The 24,018-nt window shown below is 69.7% G+C and carries 24 protein-coding genes and 1 pseudogene; 11 read left to right on the top strand and 14 right to left on the bottom strand.

Features of this window, described 5'->3' with window-relative positions; all coding sequences use genetic code 11:
• Positions 1-2: 2 nt before the first annotated feature.
• Together ACFVY3_RS10135 and ACFVY3_RS10130 are read right to left on the bottom strand one after the other, a co-directional pair.
• Entirely contained in the window at positions 3-989 is a 987-nt protein-coding gene (locus tag ACFVY3_RS10135) for an ABC transporter permease (RefSeq protein WP_364138303.1), read from the bottom strand.
• Positions 990-1,355: 366 nt separating this feature from the next.
• Positions 1,356-1,997 carry a TetR/AcrR family transcriptional regulator gene (locus tag ACFVY3_RS10130; RefSeq protein ID WP_400159614.1) on the bottom strand — a complete coding sequence of 214 codons (642 nt, stop codon included), beginning with the start codon at positions 1,995-1,997 and terminating at the stop codon, positions 1,356-1,358.
• A 118-nt stretch (positions 1,998-2,115) separates the two neighbouring features.
• On the opposite strand from ACFVY3_RS10130, the gene ACFVY3_RS10125 reads away from it, so the two are divergent.
• The 3 genes from ACFVY3_RS10125 (at position 2,116) to ACFVY3_RS10115 (ending at position 4,560) form a co-directional block, all read left to right on the top strand.
• Positions 2,116-2,679 carry an NAD(P)H-dependent oxidoreductase gene (locus ACFVY3_RS10125; RefSeq protein WP_400159613.1) on the top strand — a complete coding sequence of 188 codons (564 nt, stop codon included), beginning with the start codon at positions 2,116-2,118 and terminating at the stop codon, positions 2,677-2,679.
• A gap of 114 nt (positions 2,680-2,793) precedes the next feature.
• A complete protein-coding gene (locus ACFVY3_RS10120; protein ID WP_400159612.1) occupies positions 2,794-4,086 on the top strand; it encodes a PLP-dependent aminotransferase family protein in 1,293 nt (430 codons plus the stop codon).
• A 42-nt stretch (positions 4,087-4,128) separates the two neighbouring features.
• Positions 4,129-4,560, top strand: coding sequence for a universal stress protein (locus ACFVY3_RS10115; protein WP_290257219.1), 432 nt, complete (start codon positions 4,129-4,131; stop codon positions 4,558-4,560).
• Positions 4,561-4,600: 40 nt separating this feature from the next.
• Here ACFVY3_RS10115 and ACFVY3_RS10110 read toward each other — a convergent pair whose 3' ends face one another.
• Entirely contained in the window at positions 4,601-6,202 is a 1,602-nt protein-coding gene (locus ACFVY3_RS10110) for an AMP-binding protein (RefSeq protein WP_400159611.1), read from the bottom strand.
• 233 nt (positions 6,203-6,435) lie between these two features.
• Between ACFVY3_RS10110 and ACFVY3_RS10105 the strand changes: the two genes are divergently transcribed.
• On the top strand, positions 6,436-6,774 hold the full coding sequence (locus tag ACFVY3_RS10105) for a hypothetical protein (RefSeq protein WP_400159663.1): 339 nt from the start codon (positions 6,436-6,438) through the stop codon (positions 6,772-6,774).
• Between the two features lie 50 nt (positions 6,775-6,824).
• On the opposite strand, the gene ACFVY3_RS10100 is transcribed toward ACFVY3_RS10105, so the two are convergent.
• The 4 genes from ACFVY3_RS10100 to ACFVY3_RS10085 all read right to left on the bottom strand — a co-directional run bounded on the left by ACFVY3_RS10100 (position 6,825) and on the right by ACFVY3_RS10085 (position 11,858).
• On the bottom strand, positions 6,825-8,366 hold the full coding sequence (locus ACFVY3_RS10100) for a dihydrolipoamide acetyltransferase family protein (RefSeq protein ID WP_400159610.1): 1,542 nt from the start codon (positions 8,364-8,366) through the stop codon (positions 6,825-6,827).
• An 11-nt stretch (positions 8,367-8,377) separates the two neighbouring features.
• On the bottom strand, positions 8,378-9,358 hold the full coding sequence (locus ACFVY3_RS10095) for an alpha-ketoacid dehydrogenase subunit beta (protein WP_400159609.1): 981 nt from the start codon (positions 9,356-9,358) through the stop codon (positions 8,378-8,380).
• On the bottom strand, positions 9,355-10,593 hold the full coding sequence (gene pdhA, locus ACFVY3_RS10090; protein WP_400159608.1) for a pyruvate dehydrogenase (acetyl-transferring) E1 component subunit alpha: 1,239 nt from the start codon (positions 10,591-10,593) through the stop codon (positions 9,355-9,357). Before pdhA ends, ACFVY3_RS10095 begins: the two co-directional genes overlap by 4 nt.
• Positions 10,594-10,739: 146 nt before the next feature.
• The gene (locus tag ACFVY3_RS10085) at positions 10,740-11,858 is read right to left on the bottom strand and encodes a histidinol-phosphate transaminase (RefSeq protein WP_400159607.1); all 1,119 of its coding nucleotides are present in this window, start codon (positions 11,856-11,858) and stop codon (positions 10,740-10,742) included.
• A gap of 59 nt (positions 11,859-11,917) precedes the next feature.
• On the opposite strand from ACFVY3_RS10085, the gene ACFVY3_RS10080 reads away from it, so the two are divergent.
• Complete coding sequence (locus ACFVY3_RS10080) at positions 11,918-12,343, top strand: phage holin family protein (protein ID WP_290257213.1); 426 nt, start codon at positions 11,918-11,920, stop codon at positions 12,341-12,343.
• Here ACFVY3_RS10080 and ACFVY3_RS10075 read toward each other — a convergent pair.
• Together ACFVY3_RS10075 and ACFVY3_RS10070 are read right to left on the bottom strand one after the other, a co-directional pair.
• Positions 12,288-13,736, bottom strand: a complete 1,449-nt coding sequence (locus ACFVY3_RS10075) for a hypothetical protein (protein ID WP_400159606.1) — start codon at positions 13,734-13,736, stop codon at positions 12,288-12,290. The two genes, ACFVY3_RS10080 and ACFVY3_RS10075, sit on opposite strands and share 56 nt — an antisense overlap.
• 14 nt (positions 13,737-13,750) lie before the next feature.
• Positions 13,751-14,050 carry a hypothetical protein gene (locus ACFVY3_RS10070; protein WP_400159605.1) on the bottom strand — a complete coding sequence of 100 codons (300 nt, stop codon included), beginning with the start codon at positions 14,048-14,050 and terminating at the stop codon, positions 13,751-13,753.
• A 233-nt stretch (positions 14,051-14,283) separates the two neighbouring features.
• Between ACFVY3_RS10070 and purB the strand changes: the two genes are divergently transcribed.
• From purB to ACFVY3_RS10050, 4 genes and pseudogenes are all read left to right on the top strand, one after another.
• Positions 14,284-15,735, top strand: a complete 1,452-nt coding sequence (gene purB / locus ACFVY3_RS10065; RefSeq protein ID WP_400159604.1) for an adenylosuccinate lyase — start codon at positions 14,284-14,286, stop codon at positions 15,733-15,735.
• A 109-nt stretch (positions 15,736-15,844) separates the two neighbouring features.
• Positions 15,845-16,732, top strand: a complete 888-nt coding sequence (locus ACFVY3_RS10060; RefSeq protein ID WP_377970905.1) for an endonuclease/exonuclease/phosphatase family protein — start codon at positions 15,845-15,847, stop codon at positions 16,730-16,732.
• A 42-nt stretch (positions 16,733-16,774) separates the two neighbouring features.
• Positions 16,775-17,474 (top strand): annotated as a pseudogene (locus ACFVY3_RS10055) (histidine phosphatase family protein).
• A 133-nt stretch (positions 17,475-17,607) separates the two neighbouring features.
• On the top strand, positions 17,608-18,111 hold the full coding sequence (locus ACFVY3_RS10050) for a GNAT family N-acetyltransferase (protein ID WP_290257207.1): 504 nt from the start codon (positions 17,608-17,610) through the stop codon (positions 18,109-18,111).
• Positions 18,112-18,136: 25 nt separating this feature from the next.
• Here the strand turns inward: ACFVY3_RS10050 and ACFVY3_RS10045 are convergent, their stop codons facing one another.
• From ACFVY3_RS10045 to ACFVY3_RS10030, 4 genes are all read right to left on the bottom strand, one after another.
• Positions 18,137-18,529 carry a nuclear transport factor 2 family protein gene (locus tag ACFVY3_RS10045; RefSeq protein WP_400159603.1) on the bottom strand — a complete coding sequence of 131 codons (393 nt, stop codon included), beginning with the start codon at positions 18,527-18,529 and terminating at the stop codon, positions 18,137-18,139.
• A gap of 116 nt (positions 18,530-18,645) precedes the next feature.
• Complete coding sequence (locus ACFVY3_RS10040) at positions 18,646-19,833, bottom strand: 4-hydroxybenzoate 3-monooxygenase (RefSeq protein ID WP_400159602.1); 1,188 nt, start codon at positions 19,831-19,833, stop codon at positions 18,646-18,648.
• A gap of 103 nt (positions 19,834-19,936) precedes the next feature.
• Positions 19,937-20,713, bottom strand: a complete 777-nt coding sequence (locus tag ACFVY3_RS10035) for an IclR family transcriptional regulator (protein WP_400159601.1) — start codon at positions 20,711-20,713, stop codon at positions 19,937-19,939.
• Positions 20,714-20,743: 30 nt separating this feature from the next.
• A complete protein-coding gene (locus ACFVY3_RS10030) occupies positions 20,744-21,772 on the bottom strand; it encodes an FUSC family protein (protein ID WP_400159662.1) in 1,029 nt (342 codons plus the stop codon).
• A 251-nt stretch (positions 21,773-22,023) separates the two neighbouring features.
• On the opposite strand from ACFVY3_RS10030, the gene mscL reads away from it, so the two are divergent.
• On the top strand, positions 22,024-22,467 hold the full coding sequence (mscL, locus tag ACFVY3_RS10025; RefSeq protein WP_290257203.1) for a large conductance mechanosensitive channel protein MscL: 444 nt from the start codon (positions 22,024-22,026) through the stop codon (positions 22,465-22,467).
• A 17-nt stretch (positions 22,468-22,484) separates the two neighbouring features.
• Here mscL and ACFVY3_RS10020 read toward each other — a convergent pair whose 3' ends face one another.
• Positions 22,485-23,480, bottom strand: coding sequence for a diacylglycerol/lipid kinase family protein (locus ACFVY3_RS10020; RefSeq protein ID WP_400159600.1), 996 nt, complete (start codon positions 23,478-23,480; stop codon positions 22,485-22,487).
• A 213-nt stretch (positions 23,481-23,693) separates the two neighbouring features.
• Between ACFVY3_RS10020 and ACFVY3_RS10015 the strand changes: the two genes are divergently transcribed.
• On the top strand, positions 23,694-23,912 hold the full coding sequence (locus ACFVY3_RS10015; RefSeq protein ID WP_364138256.1) for a hypothetical protein: 219 nt from the start codon (positions 23,694-23,696) through the stop codon (positions 23,910-23,912).
• Positions 23,913-24,018 lie beyond the last annotated feature (106 nt).

Below are 24,018 nucleotides of genomic sequence, written 5' to 3'. Positions count from 1 at the left end.
GGCTACTGCACCCGCACTCTCGGGTCGACAAGGGTGGTGGCGAAGTCGGCGAGGATCGCGCCGATTGCGAAGATCACGGAGCCGTAGGCCAGGGTGGCCGTCGCCGCGTTCACGTCTTGGAGGGCGATCGCGTCGATGCTCCACGAGCCCACGCCGTGCCAGGCGAAGATCTTCTCCGCGAAGAAGCCGCCGGCGAAGATCGCCGGGATGGTGAAGGCGATGCTCTGGGCCACCGGGATGAAGGAGACGCGCAGGGCGTGCCGGGTGATGGCCTGGTTGCGGGTCAGGCCCTTGGCGCGGGCGGTGCGGACGAAGTCGGCGTTGACGTTGTCCAGCAGGTACTGCCGCTGCGCGATCTGGTAGGCGCCCCAGCCCACGATCGTGATGGCGAAGGTGGGCACGGCGTAGTGGGCGAGCATGTCCAGGAACTGCACCCAGCCGTCGCCCTCCAGGCCGGGGGTGGAGATGCCGGTGACGAACAGAATCCGGTCACCCACGGTCTCGTTGATGTTGATGGCCCACAGCTGCACCAGGAAGTACGCGATCGGAGCGGGCACGATGTACACCAGGTAGCTGTAAGAGGTGATGGCGCGGTCGGAGAACTTGTACTGCCGGGCCGCGGTGTAGACACCGAGGGCGACGCCGATGATCAGGGTCAGGATGATCGAGGCGAGGAAGAGCCGGGTGGAGATCCAGACCCGGTCGCCAAACTCTGCGTTGATGTAGGCGCCGTTGGGGCTGCGGCCCCAGTCCCAGCGGGTCACGATCCCGGTGAGCCAGTCCACGTAGCGTTCCCAGGGGCTCAGCGCGGGGTCCAGGCCCTTGAGCCTGAAGGAGTTGGCGACCTGCTCGGGGGTGGGGCGCGGGATGCGTTCCTGTTCCAGCAGCGCCGGCTGCAGGCTGGTGACCGCCAGGAAATATCCGGCACTGGTGGTCAGGAAGATCATGACGACGTAGGTGACGGCCCGTTTGGCCAGGTAGCGGAGCATGCGGCTACGTCAGGCTGGCCGTCGGCTGTGCTGCGGTGGCGGGCGCCGCCGGGCGGGGCAGGTCCGCCCGGCCGCGGGGCAGGGTCATGAGTTCGTTCACAGCGCGAATCCTTCCGTAGTCCCCGCGTGACGGGGGGTCTCCGCCGTCGGTCCGGGATCAAGGCCAGCAGGTGCGTGGCCACCCGCAGGCCCATCGGCCAGCCTCGTAAGGCAGTATGTTGCGGGTCACATTCCAGAGGAAACTACCACATAGAAATCGCGCCGCCGGGCGGGAAATGCGCCAATCCGGGACCGTCACTACCAGATCGTTATGAATAATTCCTTTGAATTGATTTGACTTGGCGGACGGCCGAAAGAGGGCGTACTCTACGCGGTGCCAACCACCCGGACGGCCAACTCCCGCCAGGACTCAGCCAGCCGCTCCGGGGACACCTGGTGCACCCTGACGGCATAGAGGATGCGCTCCGGCTCGAGAGTCACGCTGAGCGATCCGGCCATCAGCCAGGGGTCCGCCGTAAAGCCCGCCTCGCGCAGCAGCATTTCGAGGTGGCGCTGCCAGAGGACGGCGGCCGGGACGTCGAACCGGTTGTAGGGGGATTCGTCCGCGGCCCGGGCGAGGTCGCCGAATTCCAGCACCCAGCGGATCCGGGCGGCACCCACGGCCACCAGCCGGTCCAGGGGCGGGGCGCCGGGGCCCAGGGGCGGCGGACCGAACATGAACCGGCCCTGGAACTCCGCCTCGGCGTCGCTGAGCAGGCTCACCATCAGCCCGGCGCGGCTGCCGAAGCGGCGGAACACCGTGCCCTTGCCCACGCCGGCCCGTGCGGCAAGGGAATCCATGGTGAGGGCCTCCGCGCCGCCCTGGGCGATCAGTTCCCGGGCGGCGGCCAGCAGGAGTTCGCGATTCCGCGCGGCGTCCCGGCGCTCGGACGGCCTGCCGGCGGCCGAGGGCAGGGCGGCACCGGGCGCGGACCCCGGCATGCCGGGGCGGAGGGGGATGTGGCTCACGCTCCACATCCTAGCCGCCGGGAATATTAAACGGACCGCAGTCCGTTTACCTCCGTGAAGGCCTCCGGGCCGATTCCAACAGCCACGCGCCGCTCCCGGCGCACACGAAGGAGACTCTATGTCCAGCACCACCGTCCTCACCCTCGTCGGCAGCCTCCGCGCCGGCTCCACCAACGCCCAGCTCGCCGAGGCGATCCAGCTCAACGCGCCGGAGCAGGTGGAGGTCGTGATCCACGACAGCCTGGGTGACATCCCGTTCTACAACGAGGACATCGACGTCGAGGGCCAGGTTCCCGCCGCTGCGGCCGCCCTGCGCGCGGCCGCCAGCGAGGCTGACACGCTGCTCCTGGTCACCCCCGAGTACAACGGCACCGTTCCCGCCCCGCTGAAGAACGCCATCGACTGGCTGTCCCGCCCGTTCGGCGCCGGCGCCCTCAACGGCAAGCCCACCGCCGTCGTCGGCACCGCCTTCGGCCAGTACGGCGGCGTCTGGGCCCAGGACGAGGCCCGCAAGGCCGCCGGGATCGCCGGCGCCCGGGTCCTCGAGGACGTCAAGCTCGCCGTCCCGGGCTCCATGGTCCGCTTCGCCGAGGTCCACCCGAAGGACGACGCCGAGGTCGTGGAGCAGATCAAGGGTGTCTTCCAGGCCATCGAAGAGGCCCGCATCGCCGACGCGGCCTAGTCTCCCCTGCCCCGGAAGCCCCCGGCCGGCCGCTGGCTGCCGGGGGCTTTCGTGTGCGCTCGATCTTGTGAACAAAAGTTTTCCCCATAACAACAAGCGCTGTATCCTGAGGGTGTGACCCACGAAACACTTGATGCCGCCGGCGCTGTCCTGCCGGCCGAGGCCATTGACGCAATCGAACGCGCGGCTACGTCCGCCCACCGCCACGAGGAACTCTTCTCGGAGCGCGCAGCAAACATCAAGCAATCGGCCGTGCGGGACGTCTTCGACATCTCCCTGCGGCCCGGACTGGTCTCCCTCGCCGGGGGCAGCCCGTACCTCCAGTCCCTCCCGCTGGACCGGCTCGCGGAATCGGCGGCCCGGATCATCGCCGAGGAGGGCCTGACCGCCCTCCAGTACGGCGGCGGCCAGGGCACCGAGGAACTCCGCCGCCAGATCTGCGAGGTGATGGCCGCCGAGGGAATCCTCGACGCCGCCCCGGAGAACATCGTCATCACGGCGGGCTCCCAGTCCGCCCAGGACGTGGCCACCAAGGTCTTCTGCAACCCCGGCGACGTGGTCCTGGTGGAGGACCCGACCTACGTCGGCGCGCTGAACACCTTCGAGGCCTACCAGGTGGAGGTCGCCATCATTCCGATGGACGGCGACGGCATCGTCCCGGAGCAGTTGGAGGCCAGGATCGCCGCCCTGCAGGCCGAGGGCAAGAACATCAAGTTCCTCTACACGATCCCCAGCTTCAACAACCCTTCCGGCATCACCCTGGCCGCCGAGCGCCGGCAGCGGGTCGTGGATATATGCCGTAACGCGAATATCATCATCCTGGAAGACAACCCCTATGGGCTGCTGCGCTTTGACGGCCGCCCGCTGACGCCGCTGCGGGCCGGGAACCCGGACGACGTCATCTACATGGGGTCCTTCTCCAAGATCTTCGCCCCCGGCCTGCGGATCGGCTGGGCGCTGGTCCCCGCGCACCTGCAGCGCCGCTACTACCTGGCCTCCGAGGCTGTCACCCTGTGCCCGCCGACGCTGAATCAGATGCTGGTCTCGGCTTACCTCCGCGATTACGACTGGCAGGGTCAGATCGCCACTTACCGCGGCCTCTACCGGGAGCGGTGCGAGGCGATGCTGGCAGCCCTGGAGGAGTACATGCCGGAGGGGCTCAGCTGGACCCGGCCCGAGGGCGGCTTCTTCGTCTGGGTCACCCTGCCGGAGGGCATCGACACCTACCCGCTGCTGCAGAAGGCGATCGACGCCGGGGTGGTCTTCATTCCGGGTGCCGCGTTCAGCCCCTCCGACGAGCCCTCGAACAAGCTGAGGCTCGCGTTCAGCGCCGTCCCGGCCGAGGCGATCGAGGAAGGCGTCCGCAGACTGGCGCCGGTCCTGCGGGAAGCCGTCGGGGCGTTGTAGCCTGAACTGATTGTCTGGCCCGCCTGAATTAGAGGAGACCTCATGTCCGGAATCATCGTCGTCGGCGTCGACGGCAGCGAGACTGCCCTGCGCGCCGCGCACACCGCGCGCGATTTGGCCGCCTCCCTCGGTGCCACCCTCCACGTTGTCAGCGCCTTCGACAGCGACCGGACGCAGGTGTTCGGCAGCGGCAGCGACCAGTGGATCGTCTCCGACGCCGGCGACGCCGAGACGGTCGCCAAGGGCGTGGCCGAGAAGCTGCAGTCCGAAGGCACCCCCGTGACCTACTCCGCGGCGCGCGGCAAGCCCGCCGAGGCCTTGATCCAGGAGGCCGAGCGCACCGGCGCCCGGATGATCGTGGTGGGCAACCGCCGGATGCGCGGCCTGGGCCGGGTGCTGGGGAGCGTTGCGAACAGCGTGGCCCACAACGCCCCCTGCGACGTCTACATCGCCAAGACCGACTCGCCGGAATAGTCACCCCGGCCGCCCGGGCGGCTCAAGTTTTACGGCCGGCTCAGGCCTGCGGCGCCGGGTGCGGATTTTTCAGCACCCGGCGCAGGATTTTGCCCGAGGCCGACTTCGGCACGGCGTCGATGAACTGTACCCGGCGGATTTTCTTAAACGGGGCGACCTTCGCGGCCACGAAGTCCTCGACGGCCACCTCATCCAGCGCGTCGCCGTCGGGCCCGGGCTGGCGCACCACGAAGGCCATGGGAACCTCCTGGCCGTCCTCGTCGACGCTGCCGATCACGGCGGCGTCCGCGATTCCCGGGTGGGTCAGCAGCAGCGCCTCGAGCTCGGCCGGGGCGATCTGGTAGCCCTTGTACTTGATCAGTTCCTTGAGCCGGTCAACGATTGTGACCACCCCGTCGGCGCGGACCGTGGCGATGTCCCCGGTGTGCAGGAACCCGTCCGTGTCCAGGGTGTCCGCGGTCTCCTCGGGCCGGTTCAGATACCCGAGCATCACGTTCGGGCCGCGGCACAGCAGGTGTCCGGGTGCGCTGGTGCCCTCGGCGGGGATCTCGATCTCGTCCCCGCTGGCGGGGTCCACCAGGCGGCACTCCATATTGGGGACGGTGTAGCCCACCGAGCTGACCGGGACGTCGACGGCGTCGACCGGGATCAGGTGCGAGACCGGGCTCATCTCGGTCATGCCGTAGCCCTGGAGGACCCGGCAGCCCAGCCGTTCGCCGAGCCGGGTGCCGAGTTCGCCGTCCAGCGGCGCCGCGCCGGACATGGTGGTGCGCACGGATCCGAGGTCGTACTCGGCCACCATGGGGTGCTTGGCCAGGGCCACGGCCACGGGCGGGGCGATGAAGAGGAAGCTGCAGCGCTGCTCCTGGATCAGCCTGAGGAACTCCGCGAGATCGAACCTGGGCATGGTGACCAGCCGGGCGCCCTCGCGCAGGGCCAGGTTCAGCAGCACCGTCAGGCCGTAGATGTGGAAGAACGGCAGGACCGCCAGGACCCGGTCCTCGGCGGTGACCTTGAGCAGGTTCCGGGACTGTTCGACGTTGGCCACCAGATTGCGGTGGCTGAGCATCACGCCCTTGGGCCGGCCGGTGGTGCCGGAGGAATAGGGCAGCACGGCGATGTGCGTGGCCGGGTCGAAGCTGACCTCAGGGGCGGGATCCCCGGCGGTCAGCAGGTCCCGCAGCGAGGGGTGCCCCTCGGCGCCGTCGAGCACCACCAGCCGGTCGGCGGGAATGCCCGCCTCCTGCGCCGCGGCGCGTGCGGCCGGGAGCAGCGCCGAGACGGTGAAGAGCCAGTCTGCGCCGGCGTCGTCGAGCTGCTTGGCGGTTTCCTCGGCCGTGTACAGGGAGTTGACCGTGGTGACGGTGGCGCCGGCCCGAAGCAGGCCGTGGAAGACGACGGCAAAGGCCGGGGTGTTTGGGCAGAGGATTGCCGCGACTCCGCCGACGCCGAGGCCCCGGGCCGCAACGGCTCCGGCGACGGCGTTGACACCGTCGCGCAGTTCCCGGTAGCTGGTCTCCGCGCCGCTGCTTCCGTCCACCAGCGCCACTCGGTCCAAGGCGGCGTCGTCGAGGCCGGCAAAAAGGTAGTCGTAGAGGCTGACGTCGGGAATGTCTACGGCGGGGAACGGACTCCGGAACACCACTATCTCCTTTGATCGGTGAGGACCGCACCGCGGCGGCTGGTGCCACTCTAATGCCGCGGGGCGCCGTCGGACAGGAGGGCGGCACTTTGACCGCCGTCACGGTGGCCAGTGGGCAGTCTCACCCGGCTCCGGTCCGGGCCGGCGGTCGGCGCGGCGGTAAAATGGGAGGTGCCCCCGACGGTGCGGACAGTCCTATCCGCCCACGTTTCCGGGAGAATCCTTTGCCTACCCTGCCTACATTGCAACGCCGCCAGCTCGTCGGGCATGACATCCTGCTGGCCCGCCACGGCAACCACATCAGCGCCATGCGCGTGGACCGCGCCGCCGGCCGCGTGGTGGCCTACCTCGACGACGGCAGCGTGGACTCGGCGCCGAACCTTATTTCCCCGTCGCTGCAGATGCCGGCGACGGTGCGCAGCGTGCTGCGGGAGGACTGGAAGTTCCTCTCCATCGTCACCGGCGCGAGCTTCGGCGTGGCCGGCACCATGTTTGCCGCGGCCATCGCCGTCGCGAACTGGGGCGGCAGCCGGGTCATCGGCCAGCTCCTCTCCGGTTACTCCGGAGCGTAGAGCCTCCAGAAGGTTCTCACTAACGGGAAGACCCGGTGAGTCGGAACCGGTTAGTCGAGCAGCAGCGCCGGTTCCTCGAGGATCGAGGCGACGTCAGCCATGAAGCGGGCCGAGAGGTCCCCGTCCACCACGCGGTGGTCGAAGGAGCCGCCGAGCGTGGTGATCCAGCGCGGGATGACTTCGCCGTCCAGTACCCACGGCTTCTGCTTGATGGTTCCGAAGGCCACGATCGCCACCTCGCCAGGGTTGATGATCGGGGTGCCGGTGTCGATGCCGAGGGCGCCGATGTTGGTGATGGTCAGGCTGCCGCCCTGCATCTGGGCCGGCTGGGTCTTCCCGGCGCGGGCCGTGGTGGCCAGCTCGTTCAGTGCCAGCGCCAGTTCCTTCAGCGAGAGGTCCTGAGCGTTCTTGATGTTCGGCACCATGAGCCCGCGCGGCGTGGCCGCGGCGATGCCCAGGTTCATGAAGTGCTTGACGTGGATCTCCGCGGAGTCGCTGCCGTCCTTGGCGTCCACCCAGCTGGCGTTGACGCTCGGGTTACGCGCCGCGGCCCAGATGACCGCCTTGGCCAAGATCAGCAGGGGCGAGACCTTGATGCCCTCGAAGTCGCGTGAGGCCTTCAGCCGCTTGACGAACTCCATGGTGCGGCTGGCGTCCACGTCGACGAAGATACTCACATGCGGGGCCGCGAAGGCAGATTCGACCATGGCCCGGGCGGTGGCCTTGCGGACACCCTTGACCGGGATCTTCTCGATCCGCTGTTCCTGGGGGCGGCCCGTCTTGCCCCAGAAGGTGTCCGCCTTGTCCAGCTCGGCGTCGCGCTGCGCCTGGTAGCTGACCAGGTCCTCGCGGGTTACCTCGCCACGGGCGCCGGTGGGGACGACGTCGGCCAGGTCGATGCCAAGGTCACGGGCGATCTTCCGGACCGGCGGCTTGGCCAGGACCTTGGAGACGAGGCCGGTGATGGCTCCGCCGAGGGTGGGGCGCGGGTCGGCCCCAGCAACGGGGGCCTGGGGTCCGCGTCCGGCCTGGGTGACGGAGGCCGGGTCGATCCAGATGTCGTGCGACTCGACCGGCTCGGCGGGAGCGGCTGCCGCGGGGGCTGCGGCCGGGCTGGCTGCGGGCGCTGCCGGGGCGGAGGTCCGGCGGCGGCGCTTCACGGCGTCGGCCTTGGGGCCGGAGCCAACCAGCGGGCCGCCGGCGGGGCGGCCGTCGGCTTCTGCGGCGGGCTCGGCGTCGCCGCCCGGGGTGAGCGTGCCGTACATCGGTGCCGGTTCCGGGGCCTCCGGCGCCTGGGTCCGGTCGGTGGCGGGCGCCGCGGAAGCCGCCGGGGCGGGTGCCGCGGGTGCGCCGGCGTCGGCCACGCTGATGATGGGGGTGCCGACGTCGACCGTCACACCCTCGGCGACCAGCAACTCCGCCACCGTCCCGGCGTAGGGCGAGGGGAGTTCGACGATCGACTTGGCGGTCTCGATCTCGCAGAGGATGTCATTGACGGCCACCGTGTCGCCGGCCTTGACCTTCCAGGAGACGATTTCGGCCTCGGTCAGGCCCTCGCCGACGTCCGGGAGGTTGAACTTGTTTACGGTCATGGTGCTCCCCGTCAGTAGGCGAGGGCGCGTTCGAGCGCCTCAAGAATGCGGTCGATGTCCGGCAGGTAATCTTCCTCGACCTTGGCCACCGGGTAGGGCATGTGGAAGCCGCCGACGCGCAGCACCGGCGCCTCCAGGGAGTGGAAAGCCCGCTCGCTGACACGCGCCGCGATCTCGCCGCCGATGCCGCCGAAGGTGGGGGCCTCGTGTGTGACGATCAGCCTGCCGGTCTTCTTCACGGACGCGGTGACGGTGTCGAAGTCGATCGGTGAGATGGAGCGCAGGTCGATCACCTCGACGCTGTGCCCGTCCTCGGCCGCGGCGTTGGCGGCGGCGAGGGCCACGGGCACCAGCGGGCCGTAGGCAACCACCGTGGCGTCGGTTCCCTCGCGCAGCACATGGGCGGCAAATGGGTCGGCGGAGCGGCCCGGGGCGGCGGTGTCGACGTCGCCCTTGAGCCAGTAGCGGCGCTTCGGCTCGAAGACGATCACCGGGTCTTGGCAGTCGACGGCCTGCTGGATCATCCAGTAGGCGTCGTGCGGGTTGGACGGGGTGATGATCCGGATCCCGGCGGTGTGCGCGAACAGTGCCTCGGGCGACTCGGAGTGGTGCTCGATCGAGCCGATGCCGCCGCCGTAGGGGATGCGGATGACCACGGGGACCGTGAGGTTGCCGTTGCTGCGCGAGTGCATCTTGGCCAGCTGGGTGGTGATCTGGTTGAAGCCCGGGAAGACGAAGCCGTCGAACTGGATCTCGCAGACGGGCCGGAAGCCGCTGAGGGCCAGGCCAATAGCGGTGCCGATGATGCCGGATTCGGCCAGCGGGGTGTCGACGACGCGGTCGGCGCCGAAATCGCCGATCAGGCCGTCGGTGACGCGGTAGACGCCGCCGAGGGGTCCGATGTCCTCGCCCATCAGCAGGGTGCGCGGGTTGCCGGATAGGGTGGCGCGCAGCCCCTCGTTGATGGCCTTGGCAATGGTCATGGTGGTCATCGGCTGGCTGCCCCGTCTGTCGCTGTGCCCTGTGTCCCGGAGTCCTCGGCGTCCGCCGCCTCATCGGCGAAGCCGGCGCTGTAGTCCTCGAACCAGGCCAGTTCCTCGGCCACCAGGGGGTGGGCCTCGGCGTAGGTGTTCGCGAAGGCCTGCCGGATGTCCGGGGTCTCCAGGTCGTGGGTGGTCTTGCGGACGTAGGCCGCGAGCTCGTCGCCGTCGGCCTTGACCTGCTCGAAGAAGGCGTCGTCCGCGAGGCCCTCGGCCCGAAGGTACTTCTCGAGCCGCTCCAGCGGATCCTTGGCCCGCCACTGCGCCTCCTCCTCGGAGCCGCGGTACTTCGTGGGGTCATCCGCCGTGGTGTGGGCGCCCACCCGGTAGGTGAAGGCCTCGATCAGCACCGGGCTCTCGCCGCGCCGGGCCCGGTCCAGGGCCCATTCGGTCACGGCGTGCACCGCGATGACGTCGTTGCCGTCCACCCGGATGCCCGGGAAGCCGTAGCCCTTGGCGCGGTTGGAGAGCGGAATCCGGGTCTGCACCGTGGTGGGGACCGAGATGGCCCAGTGATTGTTCTGGCAGAAGAAGACCACGGGGGCGTTGAACGAGGACGCGAAGACCATCGACTCGTGGACGTCGCCCTCGGAGCTGGCGCCGTCGCCGAAATAGACCATGACGGCGGCCTTCTCCCCGGTGGGGTTCAGCTTCTGCTCGCGCTGGACGCCCATGGCGTAGCCGACGGCGTGCGGCGTCTGGGCCGCCAGGACCAGCGTGTACAGGTGGAAGTTGGTGTCTTTGGGGTTCCAGCCGCCGTTGGACACCCCGCGGAACTGACGCAGCAGCTCGGCGAGGTCCACGTTGCGTGTCAGGGCGACGCCGTGTTCCCGGTAGGTGGGGAAGATGTAGTCCTGCGGCTGGCTGGCCCGGCCCGAGCCGATCTGCGCGGCTTCCTGTCCGGTCAGCGGCACCCAGAGGGCCAGCTGGCCCTGGCGCTGCAGCGCGGTGGCCTCGACGTCGAACCGGCGGATCTTGGCCATGTCCGCGTAGAAGCCCTTCAGCTTCCCGGCATCCAGGCGGGCGGCGTACTCGGAGAACACCGGGTCCGTCCCCAACGTCCCGTCCGGGCGCAGGAGCTGGACCATGGGGACGTCGGGGTCACCCAGGACAGCCTCGGCCTGCGCCTCGCGGCGGTCATCCGTGTCGGTTCCGTCGAACTCGGTGGAGGGCAGTTGTGTACCCATACCGTCTCCTTGCCTGCCGCATCCGGGGCGCTGCACTCGGTGGTAGATATGCCACACCAGGAATACATCCCGGTTCCGGCATACATGATGGCTTACTCGTCCCCACAGTACCCTCCGCGGGCGGCCGCAGGGGGTGATGCTTACCGCTAGGAACGCTGCGGGGCTTTTGTATAGTTCGCACACAGTTCGAGGAAGCGGGTGTTGGCTTCCGTCTCGCCGATGCTGACCCGCACACCCTCGTCACCGAAGGCCCGGACGGAGAGCGCCTGCTCCCCCGCCAGTGCGGCAAATTCGCCGCTGTTGGCCCCGAGGTTCAGCCAGACAAAGTTGCCCTGGGCCTCGGGAACGAACCAGCCGAGGTCCCGCAGGCCTGCCGTTACCCGGTCCCGTTCGTCGACCAGGCTTTGTACCCTTTCTACAACCTGGTCGTAGTGCTGGAGGGAGGCGACCGCGGCGTCCTCACCCAGCTGGGATACGGCGAACGGGGTGGCCGTGACGCGCAGGTGCTGGGTCAGCTCGGGCTGGGAGACGCTGTAGCCAACCCGGAGGCCGGCCAGGCCGTGAGCCTTGGAGAAGGTCCGGAGCACCACCACGTTGGGGTATTTGCGGTACATCTCGATGCCGTCCACGGCGTCCTCGGCCCGGACGAACTCCTGGTAGGCCTCGTCGATCACGACGACGACGTCCGCGGGCACGGCGTTGAGGAACCGCTCCGTCTCTTCGGTGGTGAGGATGGGCCCGGTGGGGTTGTTCGGGGTGCAGAGCAGAATCATCTTCGTCCGGACAGTGACGGCGGCGGCCATGGCGTCCAGGTCGTGGCGTCCGTCCGCGGTGAGCGGGATGCGGACGCTCTCGGCACCGGCGAGGCCGACGCTGATGGGGTAGGCCTCGAAGGAGCGCCAGGCGTAGATGACCTCGTCGGCCTTGCCGTCGTCGTTCTGGCCGGCGAAGGTGGCCAGCAGCTGGTTCAGGGCGCCGAGGCTGCCGGCGCCGGTGACGATGTCCTCGGCCGGGACCTCGAGGAAATCGGCGAGCGCGGCGCAAAGTTTGCTGCTGAGCGGGTCCGGGTAGCGGTTGAAGTCGGTCCGCGCCGCGATGGCCTGCTGCACTGCAGGGATCGGCGGAAGCGGGTTTTCATTGGAGGAAAGCTTGTAGCTGACCAGCCCCTCGACGGGAGCCGGCGGCTTGCCGGCGGCGTATCGGGGAAGCAGGTCCACCACCGGCCGCGGGCGAATTCCGCCGGCCAGGCTGTCAGAAGAAGTCATGCCCCCTAGCCTACGACGCCACCCTGCCCGTGCGTCCGGTGATGTGACAGCATGGGGCCATGCGCTCTCTCTTTGTGCGGGTCATCGTCAATGCCCTGGCCCTCTGGGTGGCCAGCTGGATCCTGCCGGGACTGAATATCTCCACCACGGCCACCACCGGCGCCGTCGCGGACCAGGGGGTCACGCAGGGCACGGAGACCATCGGCATCATCCTGGCCTACCTGTTTATCGGCCTGATCTTCGGCCTGGTCAACGCCTTCGTCAAGCCGCTGGTCAGCCTGCTGTCACTGCCGATCACCATCCTCACCCTGGGCCTGTTCACCGTTGTGATCAACGCGGCCATGCTGTACCTGACGGCCTGGCTGAGTTCCTACACGCCGGTGCACTTCACCATCGACTCCTTCTTCTGGACCGCCGTCCTGGCCGCCATCATCGTGACCCTGGTGTCGCTGGTGGCCGGCCGGCTTCCCGGTGGCCGCCGCTGACCATACCGCCGGCGTCGGCCCTGACGCTCCCTCCTCCCGCCGGTACGGGGCGTGCCTCGCGGCGGAGCGCGAACCGGGTGACGGCCGCCGTCCCGCCCGTACCCACCACGGCCGCGAGCGCGGCGGTGGACGCCTGCAGCGACGGGTCACGGGAGGCTTCGACGGCGGCGGCGCCGGCCTCGTAGTTCTCCAGCCGGTGTCCCGGCCCCAGGCCGAAGTCCTTTGGCGCCGGGACGCTCAGGGCGTTGGTCAGGGTGGCCGTGACCCGGTCGCGGGTGTCCGCGTTCGGGGCGCCGTCGGCCCCGGGCACCCAGTCCTCCCGATGTTCCAGGTGCAGGCTGCTGATCCCCGGGGCGGGGCTGATCCCACCGACCGGTGACCCGGCCGTCAGGACGTACTTAAGGTCGAATTCGGCCAGGAATGCCTTGTCCCGGCTGAGGTTCATGGCGTGGATGCCGCCCTGGCTGTAGCCGACGGCCACCAGCTGATCGCCCGCCTCCGCGCCGGCCTCACGCAGTGCGCACCTGATGGCGGCTGTTGTTTCGACGGAGTCATAGCCCAGCGCCTCCGCGATGCCGGCCGTGTCGAAGGGGTTGGTTCCGGCGGGAAGACCGCCCAGTTGCGTCCCCGGGACCAGCACCACCCAGGCAGGGCCGCCGGCGGCATCGACCCTGATGACCTCGATCTCACCCGGCGTCCGGTCCACGTCCTCGGTGCGGCGAAGCAGTCCGGCCGGCGTCAGGTCCACGGTTTCGGTGCTGGTGCCCCCGGCGGTGGCCGAGACCGGACGGGGCTTGAGGAAGCCGAGCCCGGGCTCGTCCGTCAGCGCCCTGACCAGGCCACCGATCGAGGCCGAGCCGGGAACCCCGGCGAGCGCTCCGGCCAGCGGGAGCGGCAGGCCCAGCAGCAGCGCCAGACTCCCCGGTGAGGCGAGCCCGGTTTCGAACCGGTCGCGCACCCCGGGGAAGCCCAGGACCCCGCCGGCGGATCCATACTCGGGTCCGGCCAGGCCCATCCTCAGCAGCAGGGCGTTTCGGGCCTCGGTGAACTCGTAGTCCCGGTGGCTGGCCCGGACCTGGGCGGCGATGTGTTCCAGCTCGGCCCGGACCCTGCCGATCCCCCGGCCTGCCTCCCCCACAGCGGTGATGGCTTCGCTGCCGCTGCGGTAGGCGTCCTGCTGATAGGAGAACAGGGACCGGCGGATCCCGTCCGCCTCCGCTTCCACGGCGTAAAGGTCCCTCACCGAGGCGTCCAGGGCTGCCGCGCCGGCCAGCAGTTCTTCGAATTGGAAGGCCACGCCGCCCACCCCGCCGCGGATGCGGAGCATGCCGTCCGGGGGCGGGGCCACCGGACGTGGCACCTCGCCGGAGCCTGCCGGGCTGAGTTCCGTCATCAGTGCCCGTCCTCTCAAAACCCGGACCGGCCGGGGGCGAGGGCCACCAACCAGGCGTGGGCCAGCACCGCCGACGAGGCCTCGAGCAGGCCATCCCGGGCCCGTCGGAGCGAGGCCGCCTGCAGCGAGAGCGTCACCCGGTACGCCCGCCCGGCCGGCGACTGCCAGGTCTGCAGCTCCAACCGGGCCAGCGCCGCCAGGACGGCGTCCGCCTGCCCGGCGCATCCGGCCACCCGGGCCGCGAGCCGCTGCACCTCGGCGCTGCGGGAGGCGCAGGCCGCCGCGTCCCCGGCCAGCACGGTTGTGGACGTCATCGCGCATCCCTCCTTTCTCCGGCTTAAGCCGGCTTCCTCGTGTTCTCTGCCGTGTGTTCTCTTCCTGGGGTTGCCTCCTGCACACCCCGGCCACAGAACGACGCTAGGGCCACGCACCGGGGGCGGACACGGCACGGTGCGGCTATGTGGACAACGGGCTGCGCCCCGCCCGGGCGGCTGTCATACCACCGTCCGGCTTCGGCCCCGGCGGCACTTCGTGAAAGAATCGGACCATGCCTGAAACTGCTGCCACAGCTGAGACCCGCACGCCGTCCGGACGCCTGGCCCTGGCCGCCTCCGGCACCCCCATCGCCCTGGGACCGCTGGACGGCCGCTACCAGTCCGCCGTCGCGCCTTTGGTGGACTACCTCTCTGAGGCCGCGCTCAACCGCGACCGCGTCGCCGTCGAGGTCGAATGGCTGATCCACCTGACCGGCAACAACGTCCTGCCCGGCGCCGGCCCGCTGTCCGCGGAGCAGCAGCAGCAGCTGCGGGACATCGTCACCGAGTTCGACGCCGCCTCGGTGGCCGAACTCGCCGAGATCGAGGCCGTCACCGTCCACGACGTGAAGGCCGTCGAGTACTACATCGGCCGCCGCCTGCCCGGCATCGGGATCGAGCACCTGACCGCGATGGTCCACTTCGGCTGCACGTCGGAGGATATCAACAACCTCTCTTACGCGCTCGGCATCAAGGGCGCCGTCGAGAATGTCTGGCTGCCCGCCGCCCGCACGCTCGTGGCCCAGATCGGCGCCATGGCCGAGGCCAACCGCGCCGTCCCGATGCTCTCCCGCACCCACGGCCAGCCCGCCACCCCCACCACCCTGGGCAAGGAACTGGCCGTCATCGCGCACCGCCTGACCCGCCAGCTGGACCGGATCGCGCGCACCGAATACCTGGGCAAGATCAACGGCGCCACCGGCACCTACGCCGCGCACGTCGCCTCCGTCCCGGGAGCCGACTGGGAAGCCGTCGCCAAGGGCTTCGTCGAGGGCCTCGAGCTTACCTGGAACCCGCTGACCACCCAGATCGAAAGCCACGACTGGCAGGCCGAGCTGTACGCCGACGTCGCCCGCTTCAACCGGATCCTGCACAACGTCTGCACCGACATCTGGAGCTACATCTCGATCGGCTACTTCGCCCAGGTCCCCGTCGCCGGCGCGACGGGCTCGTCGACCATGCCGCACAAGGTCAACCCGATCCGCTTCGAGAACGCCGAGGCGAACCTGGAGATCTCCTCCGGCCTCCTGGACGTGCTCGGCTCCACCCTGGTGACCTCCCGCTGGCAGCGCGACCTCACCGATTCCTCCTCGCAGCGGAACATCGGCGTCGCCTTCGGCCACTCGCTGCTGGCGATCTCCAACGTCGCCAAGGGCCTGGACCGCCTGGACGTGGCAGAGAACGTGCTGGCCGCGGACCTGGACACCAACTGGGAGGTCCTCGGCGAGGCCATCCAGATGGTCATGCGCGCCGAGGCAATCGCCGGCGTGCCGGGCATGGAAAACCCCTACGAACGACTCAAGGACCTGACCCGCGGCCAGCGGGTGGACGCCGCCCGGATGCAGGAGTTCGTCCAGGGCCTGGGCCTCTCCGCCGAGGCGGAATCACGCCTACTGGCGCTCACGCCGGGCCGCTACACCGGCATCGCGGACAAGCTGGTCGATCACCTGGCGGACGGCCGCTAGGTCATTCACGTCGAATTAACCTTCCGGCATATCCGCGTTTACGCCGCCGTCGAGGACCGGCCAGTCGTATCGTGGATTCTGGGACTGTAACCGACACGAGGAGACTCCCTTGCCGAGCGACATAGCGTCGACCGCACGGACCGTTCTGACCGACCCGGATCCCCTGGCGCCGGACGCCCCCGAATCTCCGGGGGCGGACGACGCCGCGTTGAGCCTGATGAGCTTCAACATCCGCTGCGATACCAACCACACCCTCCCCGGCCAGGCCGACTACTGGCCGGAGCGGGCGCCGGCCCTGCAGGCCGTGCTCGCCGAGGAACTCCCGGACGTCCTGGGCATCCAGGAGGGCCTCGGGCACCAGCTGGCGGTGATCGAGGAGGCGCTCCCGGACCACTACCGGATGATCGGACAGGGCCGCGACGGCGGCAGCCGCGGTGAGTACTCCTGCATCTTCTACAACTCCCGGCGCCTGCTGCTACAGGCCTGGGACCAGTTCTGGCTCTCGGACACCCCGGACGTCGCGGGATCCGCCACCTGGGGCAACGACACCACCCGGATCGCCACCTGGGGCCGGTTCGAGGACAGCAGCACCGGCCGGGAGCTGATGGTCCTCAACACGCACTTCGACCACGAGTCGGAAAACGCCCAGCTGCGCAGCGCCGAGGCCATCATCGACCACACGGCCCGCTTCGAACCCGGGCTGCCCACCGTGGTGATGGGCGACTTCAACGCCCGGGCCGGAGCGTCCGGGGCATACTCCACCCTGGTGGACGGCGGCCCGTTCCGGGACTCCTGGCTGGTCGCCAAGCGGCACCTCACCCCGGCGTACGGCACCTTCCCGAACTACAAGGACCCGGTGGTGGGCGAGAGCCGGATCGACTGGATCGCCGTCACCCCCGGCATCCAGGTGGCCGACGCGGCGGTCAACACCTTCCGCCTCGACGACCGCTACCCCAGCGACCACGCCCCGATCCAGGCCACCGTCCTCATCCCCTGACGCTCGGCTCCCCTCGCAGGGCACGGCGGTAAAATTCGGGCTATGAGGCTCCTCCTGATCAGGCACGGCCAGACGCCGGGCAACGTGCTCGGCCAGCTCGACACGGCGCAATCCCGGCCCCGGCCTGACCGAGCTGGGCGAACGGCAGGCGGAGGCCCTGGCCCGTTCCCTGGCGCGGCTGGAAATCAGCCGGCTCTACGCCTCCACGCTGATCCGGACCCAGCTGACCGCCGCCCCGCTGGCCAGCCGCCGCAGACTCGATGTCACGGTCCTGGACGGGCTGCACGAAATCGAGGCGGGCGCGCTGGAGAAGCTCACCGACCGGGAGTCCCACCTGCGCTACCTCGGCACGGTGTTCGGGTGGGCCGCGGGCGAGCTGGACCGGCGGATGCCGACCGGTCCCAGCGGCCACGACTTCCTGGCCCGGTTCGACGACGCCGTCGACCGGATCGCGGCGGCAGCTGCCGGGCCCCGGGGCGGGGCGTCCCCGGGGAGCACGGACGACGGCGGCACGGTCGCCGTCGTCAGCCACGGCGCGGCCATCCGGGTCTGGACCGCCCTGCGCGCGGAGAACGTCGACGCCGGGTTCGCGGCCCGGCACGTGCTGGCCAACACCGGCATCGTGGCCCTGGAGGGCGGCCCCGCGGACGGCTGGCGGATGGTCCACTGGGACGGCAGCCCCGTGGGCGGCCTGGCCCTGGCCGACCCGACGGCGGAGGACCCGGCCGGCGGCCCCGCCTGAGGTCCGTTCGGCATCGATGCCCTCCGCGCCGTCACCGCCCCAAGTTCTCCCATCCCTTACCTGCGGGAAACACCGTGGAAACCACCGCTTCCTAGCCTTGGACTGCATAACCCTTCGGTGAAACGAGGCAACGATGCAGACCAACCCGCGGCTTCACATCCGGCAGGTGCCCTGGGCCAACCCCGTGGGCGCAGACCTCCGGGCCGCCCAGCAGGCCGAGCTGGATGCCCGCTTCGGCCGCCCGGACCACGAGCCCGGCCCGGTACCCTCCGAGTCGGACTCGGCGGTGTTCCTCGTCGCCTATGACAAGGGCTCGGGCCAGCCGGTGGGCTGCGGCGGGCTGCGCCTCCTGGACTCCCGGACCGCCGAGATCAAGCGCCTCTACGTCCTGCCGTACACCCGCGGTTCGGGGGTGGCGAGCTCCATCCTGGCGGCACTGGAGGGCCACGCCCACGCCCTGGGCATCACCCGGCTGACGGCGGAGGCGGGCTCGGTGCAGACCGACGGGCGGCAGTTCTACGCCAACTCCGGGTTCGCCCCGGTGCCGAACTTTGGGCCGTACATCGGCGTGGATCACTCCTTCTGCTACGAGAAGACCATCGATTCCCACAGCGCGGCCCACACCGCGATGGCCTGAGGGACACGAGGGCGGGGATGTTCGGTCAGGCCCAGAAATCGTCCGCCGTGGCGGTGTTCTCGAAGTACTCCCTGCCCTCCGCGACCTTCCCGTCCCGGACCACGAAGGCGATGACCGAGCCCATGTCCAGGGTTTTGCCGTTACCCTCCGCAACGGTCCGCTGGATCGCTACCGTGTGTTCCTCGCCGCCAACGATGTCCTGGACCTTGGCGTGGAAGTTGCCCTGCGTGCGGGCACCCAGTTCGCCGAAATAGGCGAGAATTGCGTCGCGGCCCTGCTTGGTTCCCGAGAGCACGCCGCTTCCGGCCACGTGCCACACTGCGTCCTCGGCGAAGATTTCGCTGAGTGTCGCCATATCCCCTGAGTTGAAGGCCTCGTACCCCCGTCGGACCAGTTCAACATTGTCTGCGCTTCCCATGATGGACACCTCTCCGTCGTCCTCGTCGGGTCATGGCGGGATGGTTTAAGGCTAGTCCCGTCGCAAGGGAGTGTCGATGGAAGAATGAGTGGCTGACCGCTCCCCGGAGCGCCGTCCTACCGCGCCGACGGCCAGCCGGTGTAGGCCTCGGCGAGGTAGGCGCGGCCGTGCCGGGAGGACACCACGGAGTTCAGCTCGCCCAGCTGCCGGGCCCGGGCGAAGTCGTCCGCACCCTCGGGGGTGTGCAGCATGGAGGTCATCCAGTAGGAGAAGTGCTGGGCCTTCCACACCCGGTCCAGGGCGCGGCTGCTGTAGCGGTCCAGGAGAACCTCCGACCCGGTCTTGTAGTAGCTGTCCAGTCCCTCGAACAGCACCCGGACGTCAGCGATGGCGAGGTTGAGGCCCTTCGCCCCGGTGGGCGGCACCGTGTGGGCGGCGTCCCCGGCCAGGAACAGCTTCTTGTGGCGCATCGGGGCGTGCACGAAGCTGCGGAACTTCAGCACCGTCTTATCCAGTACCGGACCTTCCTTAAGCTCGAAGCCGTTGCCGTTCACCCGGCTGCGGAACGTCTCCCAGATCCGCTCGTCGCTCCAGTTGTTGACGTCCTCGCCCGGGTCGCACTGGAAGTACATCCGCTGCACCGTCTCGGTGCGCTGGCTGATCAGCGCGAAGCCGTTCTCCGAGTTGGCGTAGATCAGCTCCTCCGAGCTACGCGGTGCCTCGGCCAGGATGCCGAACCAGGCGAACGGGTACTCGTGGAAGTACCACTTTCGGTGCGCCTCCGGGATCTGCCCGCGGCAGTGGCTGCGGGAGCCGTCGGCGCCGACGATGAACTCCGCCCGGAGCTCCACCTCGGTGCCGTCAACGTCGGTGAACCAGACCCGGGGGTCGCCGTCGAGGTCGTGGATGGCCGTGTCCGTGACTCCGTAGCGCACGTCTCCGCCGTCGGCCTCGCGGCGGGCGGCAAGGTCCTTGAAGACATCGGTCTGGGGGTAGAGCCACACCGATTCTCCCACCAGGTCCTGGAAGTCGATGCGGTGGCTCTCGCCGTTGAAGCGCAGCTCGATACCGTCGTGCCGGTCCCCGTCGGTGAGCACCCGGTCCGAAACACCGCCGTCCACCAGCAGGTTGACGGTGCCGTGCTCTAGGATCCCGGCACGGACGGTCTCGGCGATCTCTTGCCTGCTGCGCAGCTCCACCACCGTGGACTCGATCCCTTCCCTGGCCAGAAGGTGGGAGAGCATCAGGCCGGCGGGGCCGCCGCCGACGATGGCCACCTGCGTGCGGACGACGTGCCGTGCCATGGGTTCCTCGCTTCGTTGCGGGGTCCGGGCGGGCCCGGGGCGGGCGCGGCGCACAGACCGGATCATCACTGCCTCCCAGTGTGCCGCACGGGCGTGACCGGCGTTACACCTGTTCCGTTGAATGGATCGAGGATGCGCGGGTCTCCCCCAGCCGCCGGCCGATGCCCCGCGCGGCGGTCTGCAGCGCGGGCACCAGCGCCTTGAGCCGCATCTCCCGCACGGGAACCACGACGCCGAGCGCGGCCACCGCGCGCTTGCGGGCGTCCCGGACCGGCACCGCGATGCCCCACGTGTCCGGATCCACCACGCCGGAGAGTTCGGCGTAGCCCTGGGCGGCGGCCTGGGCCAGCAGCGCGCGGAGCTCGGCCACACCCACCTTCCCGGCGGGATCGGCGAAGTCGCGCAGGTACGCCGCCTGGCGGGCGGGCGGCTGGTGGGCCATCAGCACCAGCCCGGCCGAGGAGAGGTGCACGGGCATCCGGCCGGCCACCTTGGCCCGGTTCGCCACCGAGCCGCGCCGGGAGAGTCGTTCGACGAAGAGGGCCTCCGCCCCGTCCAGCACCGCCAGGTTCACGTTCTGGTTCAGCACCTGCTGAATGTCCTCCATGAACGGCATCGCCGCCTGCCGCAGGGCCAGGGTGGGCGAGTTCCGGTTTACCAGTTCCCAAAGCCGCAGCCCCAGCCGGACCGACCCGCCGGCGCCGAGTTCCAGCAGCCCGTGCCCGGCCAGCTGCCGGACCAGGCGGTGCGCGGTGCTCAGCGGCAGCCCCGCGCGGGCGGCGAGTTCGGAGAGCTGCAGTGCATCCGATCCCTCCGGGATGGCCTCCAGCAGGCGCACCACGCGGTCCACCACCGAATCACCCGATTCGGAATTGGCCATGCCCCACGCTCCCGCCGTCGACGTTTCCTGCTAGCGACCAGTCTTCCACTGCCGCCACAGGGCGGGCGCCAGGACGACGGCGACGCCCACCACGGCGCCGATTACGGTCTCGAAGAGCCGGTCCCGGAGCAGCACGCCGGCCGGGACGGGCGCCACCAGGAGGGTGGAGATAAGGGCCAGCGGCGTGACGAAGAGCTGGGCCACCAGGTACTGGCGGGCGATGAACATCTCCGCGCCGAACTGACAGGCGGCGATCACCAGCACCGTCAGCCAGGGTTGGGGCTGCACCACCAGGATCGCCGCGAGCAGCGCCAGGCCCAGGGCCGTGCCCAGGATGCGCTGCAGGCCGCGGCTGATCCGGTGCCGGGTGGTGTGGCCCACCAGGGGCACGACGGCGGCCACCATGGCCCAGTAGTTGTGGCCGATGCCAAGGCGCTGGCCGATCACCGTGGCCAGGATCCCGGCCAGGCCCGCGGCCACGAGGTAACCGACGGCCTCCTGCCACGCCGCACGACGCTCCGGCCCGGTCAGGCGGACGGGGGCGGACCAGTTCCACGGCCGCCGCCGGCCGGGAACCACGCGGGAGGACATGCCCACCAGGAGCGAGAAGGCGACCGTCAGCACCGCCACCAGCATGCCCTGCCAGAGCGGCGGCTGGCGCGGGACGGAGGCGATCGCCGCGAAGGCGAAGATGTGGAACAGGGATCCCGCCGGGCGGAGCCGCCACAGGGAGACGATGAGCGAGCAGGCGCCGGCCACCAGGGTGGTCGCCGCGACCTGCAGCCAGATCCGCCCGGCCGGCGTGAACGCGGGCAGCGCGCCGGCGTGCGCGGTCAGGGCAGCCAGCAGGATCACGGCGAGCATCAGCGTTCCCGCGCGCAGCTGCAGCACCAGCCGCCGGCCGTGCGGCTCGTTGCGGCCGTAGATCCCGGCGAAGGCGCCGAAGGAGGCGAAGATGGCCAGGTCCAGCCGCTGCAGCAGCACCAGTGTGATCAGCGGGACGAAGACGCCGACGGCGCAGCGGAGCGCGGGGTGGTGGTCCTTGTTGGCCGGGCCCATGGTGAAGAACATGGCGAAGAAGTCGGCGAACGGTGCGCGGCGGTCTGCGGCGGATGAGGGATGCACGGGGTGTGAGGGGCCTTCCTTTGCCATTCGGTGAACGACGGCGGCACTGGCATCCCTGACGAGCTTACGCCCGGAAGGTCCCCGCCGCCGCCTCAATTTCCGATCAACGGAAGACCCGGAGGGTGCTTGCGGTGGTAGCGTCGAGCGGTTGAAACACCCGTACGGCAGCATTCCCGGAGGACCCCATGCTCAAAGGATTCAAGGACTTCATCCTGCGCGGCAACGTGATCGAACTGTCGATCGCCGTCGTCGTCGGTACAGCGTTTACCGCCCTGGTGACCGCCTTCACCACCAACATCATCAACCCGATCATCGCGGCCGCGGGCGGCGTGGAGGCCCAGGGCCTGGGCTTCCACATCTGGCCGGGCAACGAGAAGACGTTCGTCAACGTGGGCGCGGTGCTGACCGCGTTCGTCACCTTCCTGATCACCGCCGCGGTGGTGTACTTCATCTTCGTGGCGCCGATGAACCGGATCAACAGGATGGTCAAGAACCGGCTCGCGACGGCGGAGCCGGAGGAGAAGCCGCTCCCGGCGGACACGGCCCTGCTGGCCGAGATCCGGGACCTGCTGACGGTGGTGGCCGGGACGTCCCGCGACTCCCGGGACGTCCCGGCCGATCACCGCTAGCGGCCGGGCGCCTCTCGCTAGGCCTGCGCGGCCTTCGTCATCCGGATGGTCAGGGCCTCGTGCTCGACGGCCACGCTCAGGTGCTTGGCCTTGCCGATGTGGTCGCCGTCGAGCTGGAATTCCTGCTCCTGGTCGAGGCTGATTTCCGCGGTTTTGCCGACGAAGTACTCCACGGCCTTGTTCTTGTTGTTCTTGCGGCCGAACATGCCGGCCAGCACGCTGAACCAGCCGAGCCGGCCCTGCGGGGCGAGGATCAGGACGTCCAGGATGCCGTCGTCGATCTTGGCGTCCGGGAACACCTCGATGCCGCCGGTGATCTTGCCGCAGTTGCCCACCATGACGCTGCGGATGCGGCGCCGGACCGGCTGCTGTCCGTCGACGCTGATCCGGGCGCGGACCGGCTTGCCGGGCAGGTGCCGGATGCCGGCCTCGACGTAGGCCAGCCAGCCCACCCGGTCCTTGAGCTCGTCGACGGTGTTGGCCATGATGGCCGCGTCGTATCCCAGTCCGGCCATGACCAGGAACACCTGCTCGTCCCCGCCGTGGTCCAGCCGTGCCTTGACGACGTCGACCTTGATGTCGGAACCGGCCAGGACGTCCCGGCTGGCTGCGACCGGGTCGGTGATGTCGACCCCGATGTTGCGGGCCAGCAGGTTGCCCGTGCCCATCGGCACAAGGCCCATCGGGGTGCCGGTGCCGGCGAGGACCTCGGCGACGCACCGGACGGTGCCGTCCCCGCCCGCGGCGATGACGACGTCGACGCCGGCCTCCAGGGCCTCACGCGCCTGGCCCAGGCCGGTGTCCTCGGCGGTGGTCTCGAGCCAGAGAGGCTCGGCCCAGCCCTCCGACTCGCAGAGGTCATAGAAGGCGGTCTTGAAGTCCTCGCCGGAGGATTTCATCGGGTTGATGACGACGGCGGCGCGGCGGGTCGTCGAGGCGTCCCCTGCCGGGCTGGTCTGTGCGGAATGCTCCGGGGCCGGGGTGGCCTGGGTCGCGGCATTGTTCTGTGGCATGTCGTCCTTCGGGCAGCGTGGCGGGATGGCTCCCGCAGTGAAATCCTATCCGCGCCGCCCCGCTATCCCGCACAGCGGGGGCGCGGAATCGTGGACGCACCGCTCGGATGGTCAGTACACTGACCGTGTTCAAGGACTGAAGCGTGCCGGCCTGGCCGGATGCCGCCCCGGAACCTCCGAGGCGTGTGCGCTTCGGACGCGGAAGGCGGCCACATGACCGAACACCAGGACCATCACACGGCGGAAGCCGAAGCCTCCAGCAGGGATCCCCACGACTGGGGCCGGGCCATGGCGCTGGCGCTGACCCGGCTGGCCGAACAACTCGATCCCGAGGGCGGCGAGGACATGCACACCACCCTGGTGAACCGGCCGCTGCAGCTGCAGATCCGTGACGACGACGAGGGCGTCACCATCACCGTCTCCACCGCGTAACCGGGCCCCGGCCCGGCGACGGGGAAACAATCCGCCGGGAATCCGTATTTTGTCCAAGGTATGTGCCAGACTGGGCGGGATTTAGCGGCCCGATGTGGCCGGAAGA

The organism is Arthrobacter sp. BPSS-3 (assembly GCF_044628475.1).
GTDB lineage: Bacteria > Actinomycetota > Actinomycetes > Actinomycetales > Micrococcaceae > Arthrobacter.
Note: the sequence above shows the minus strand (reverse complement) of the source record. Positions and strands in the feature narration are given on the sequence as shown.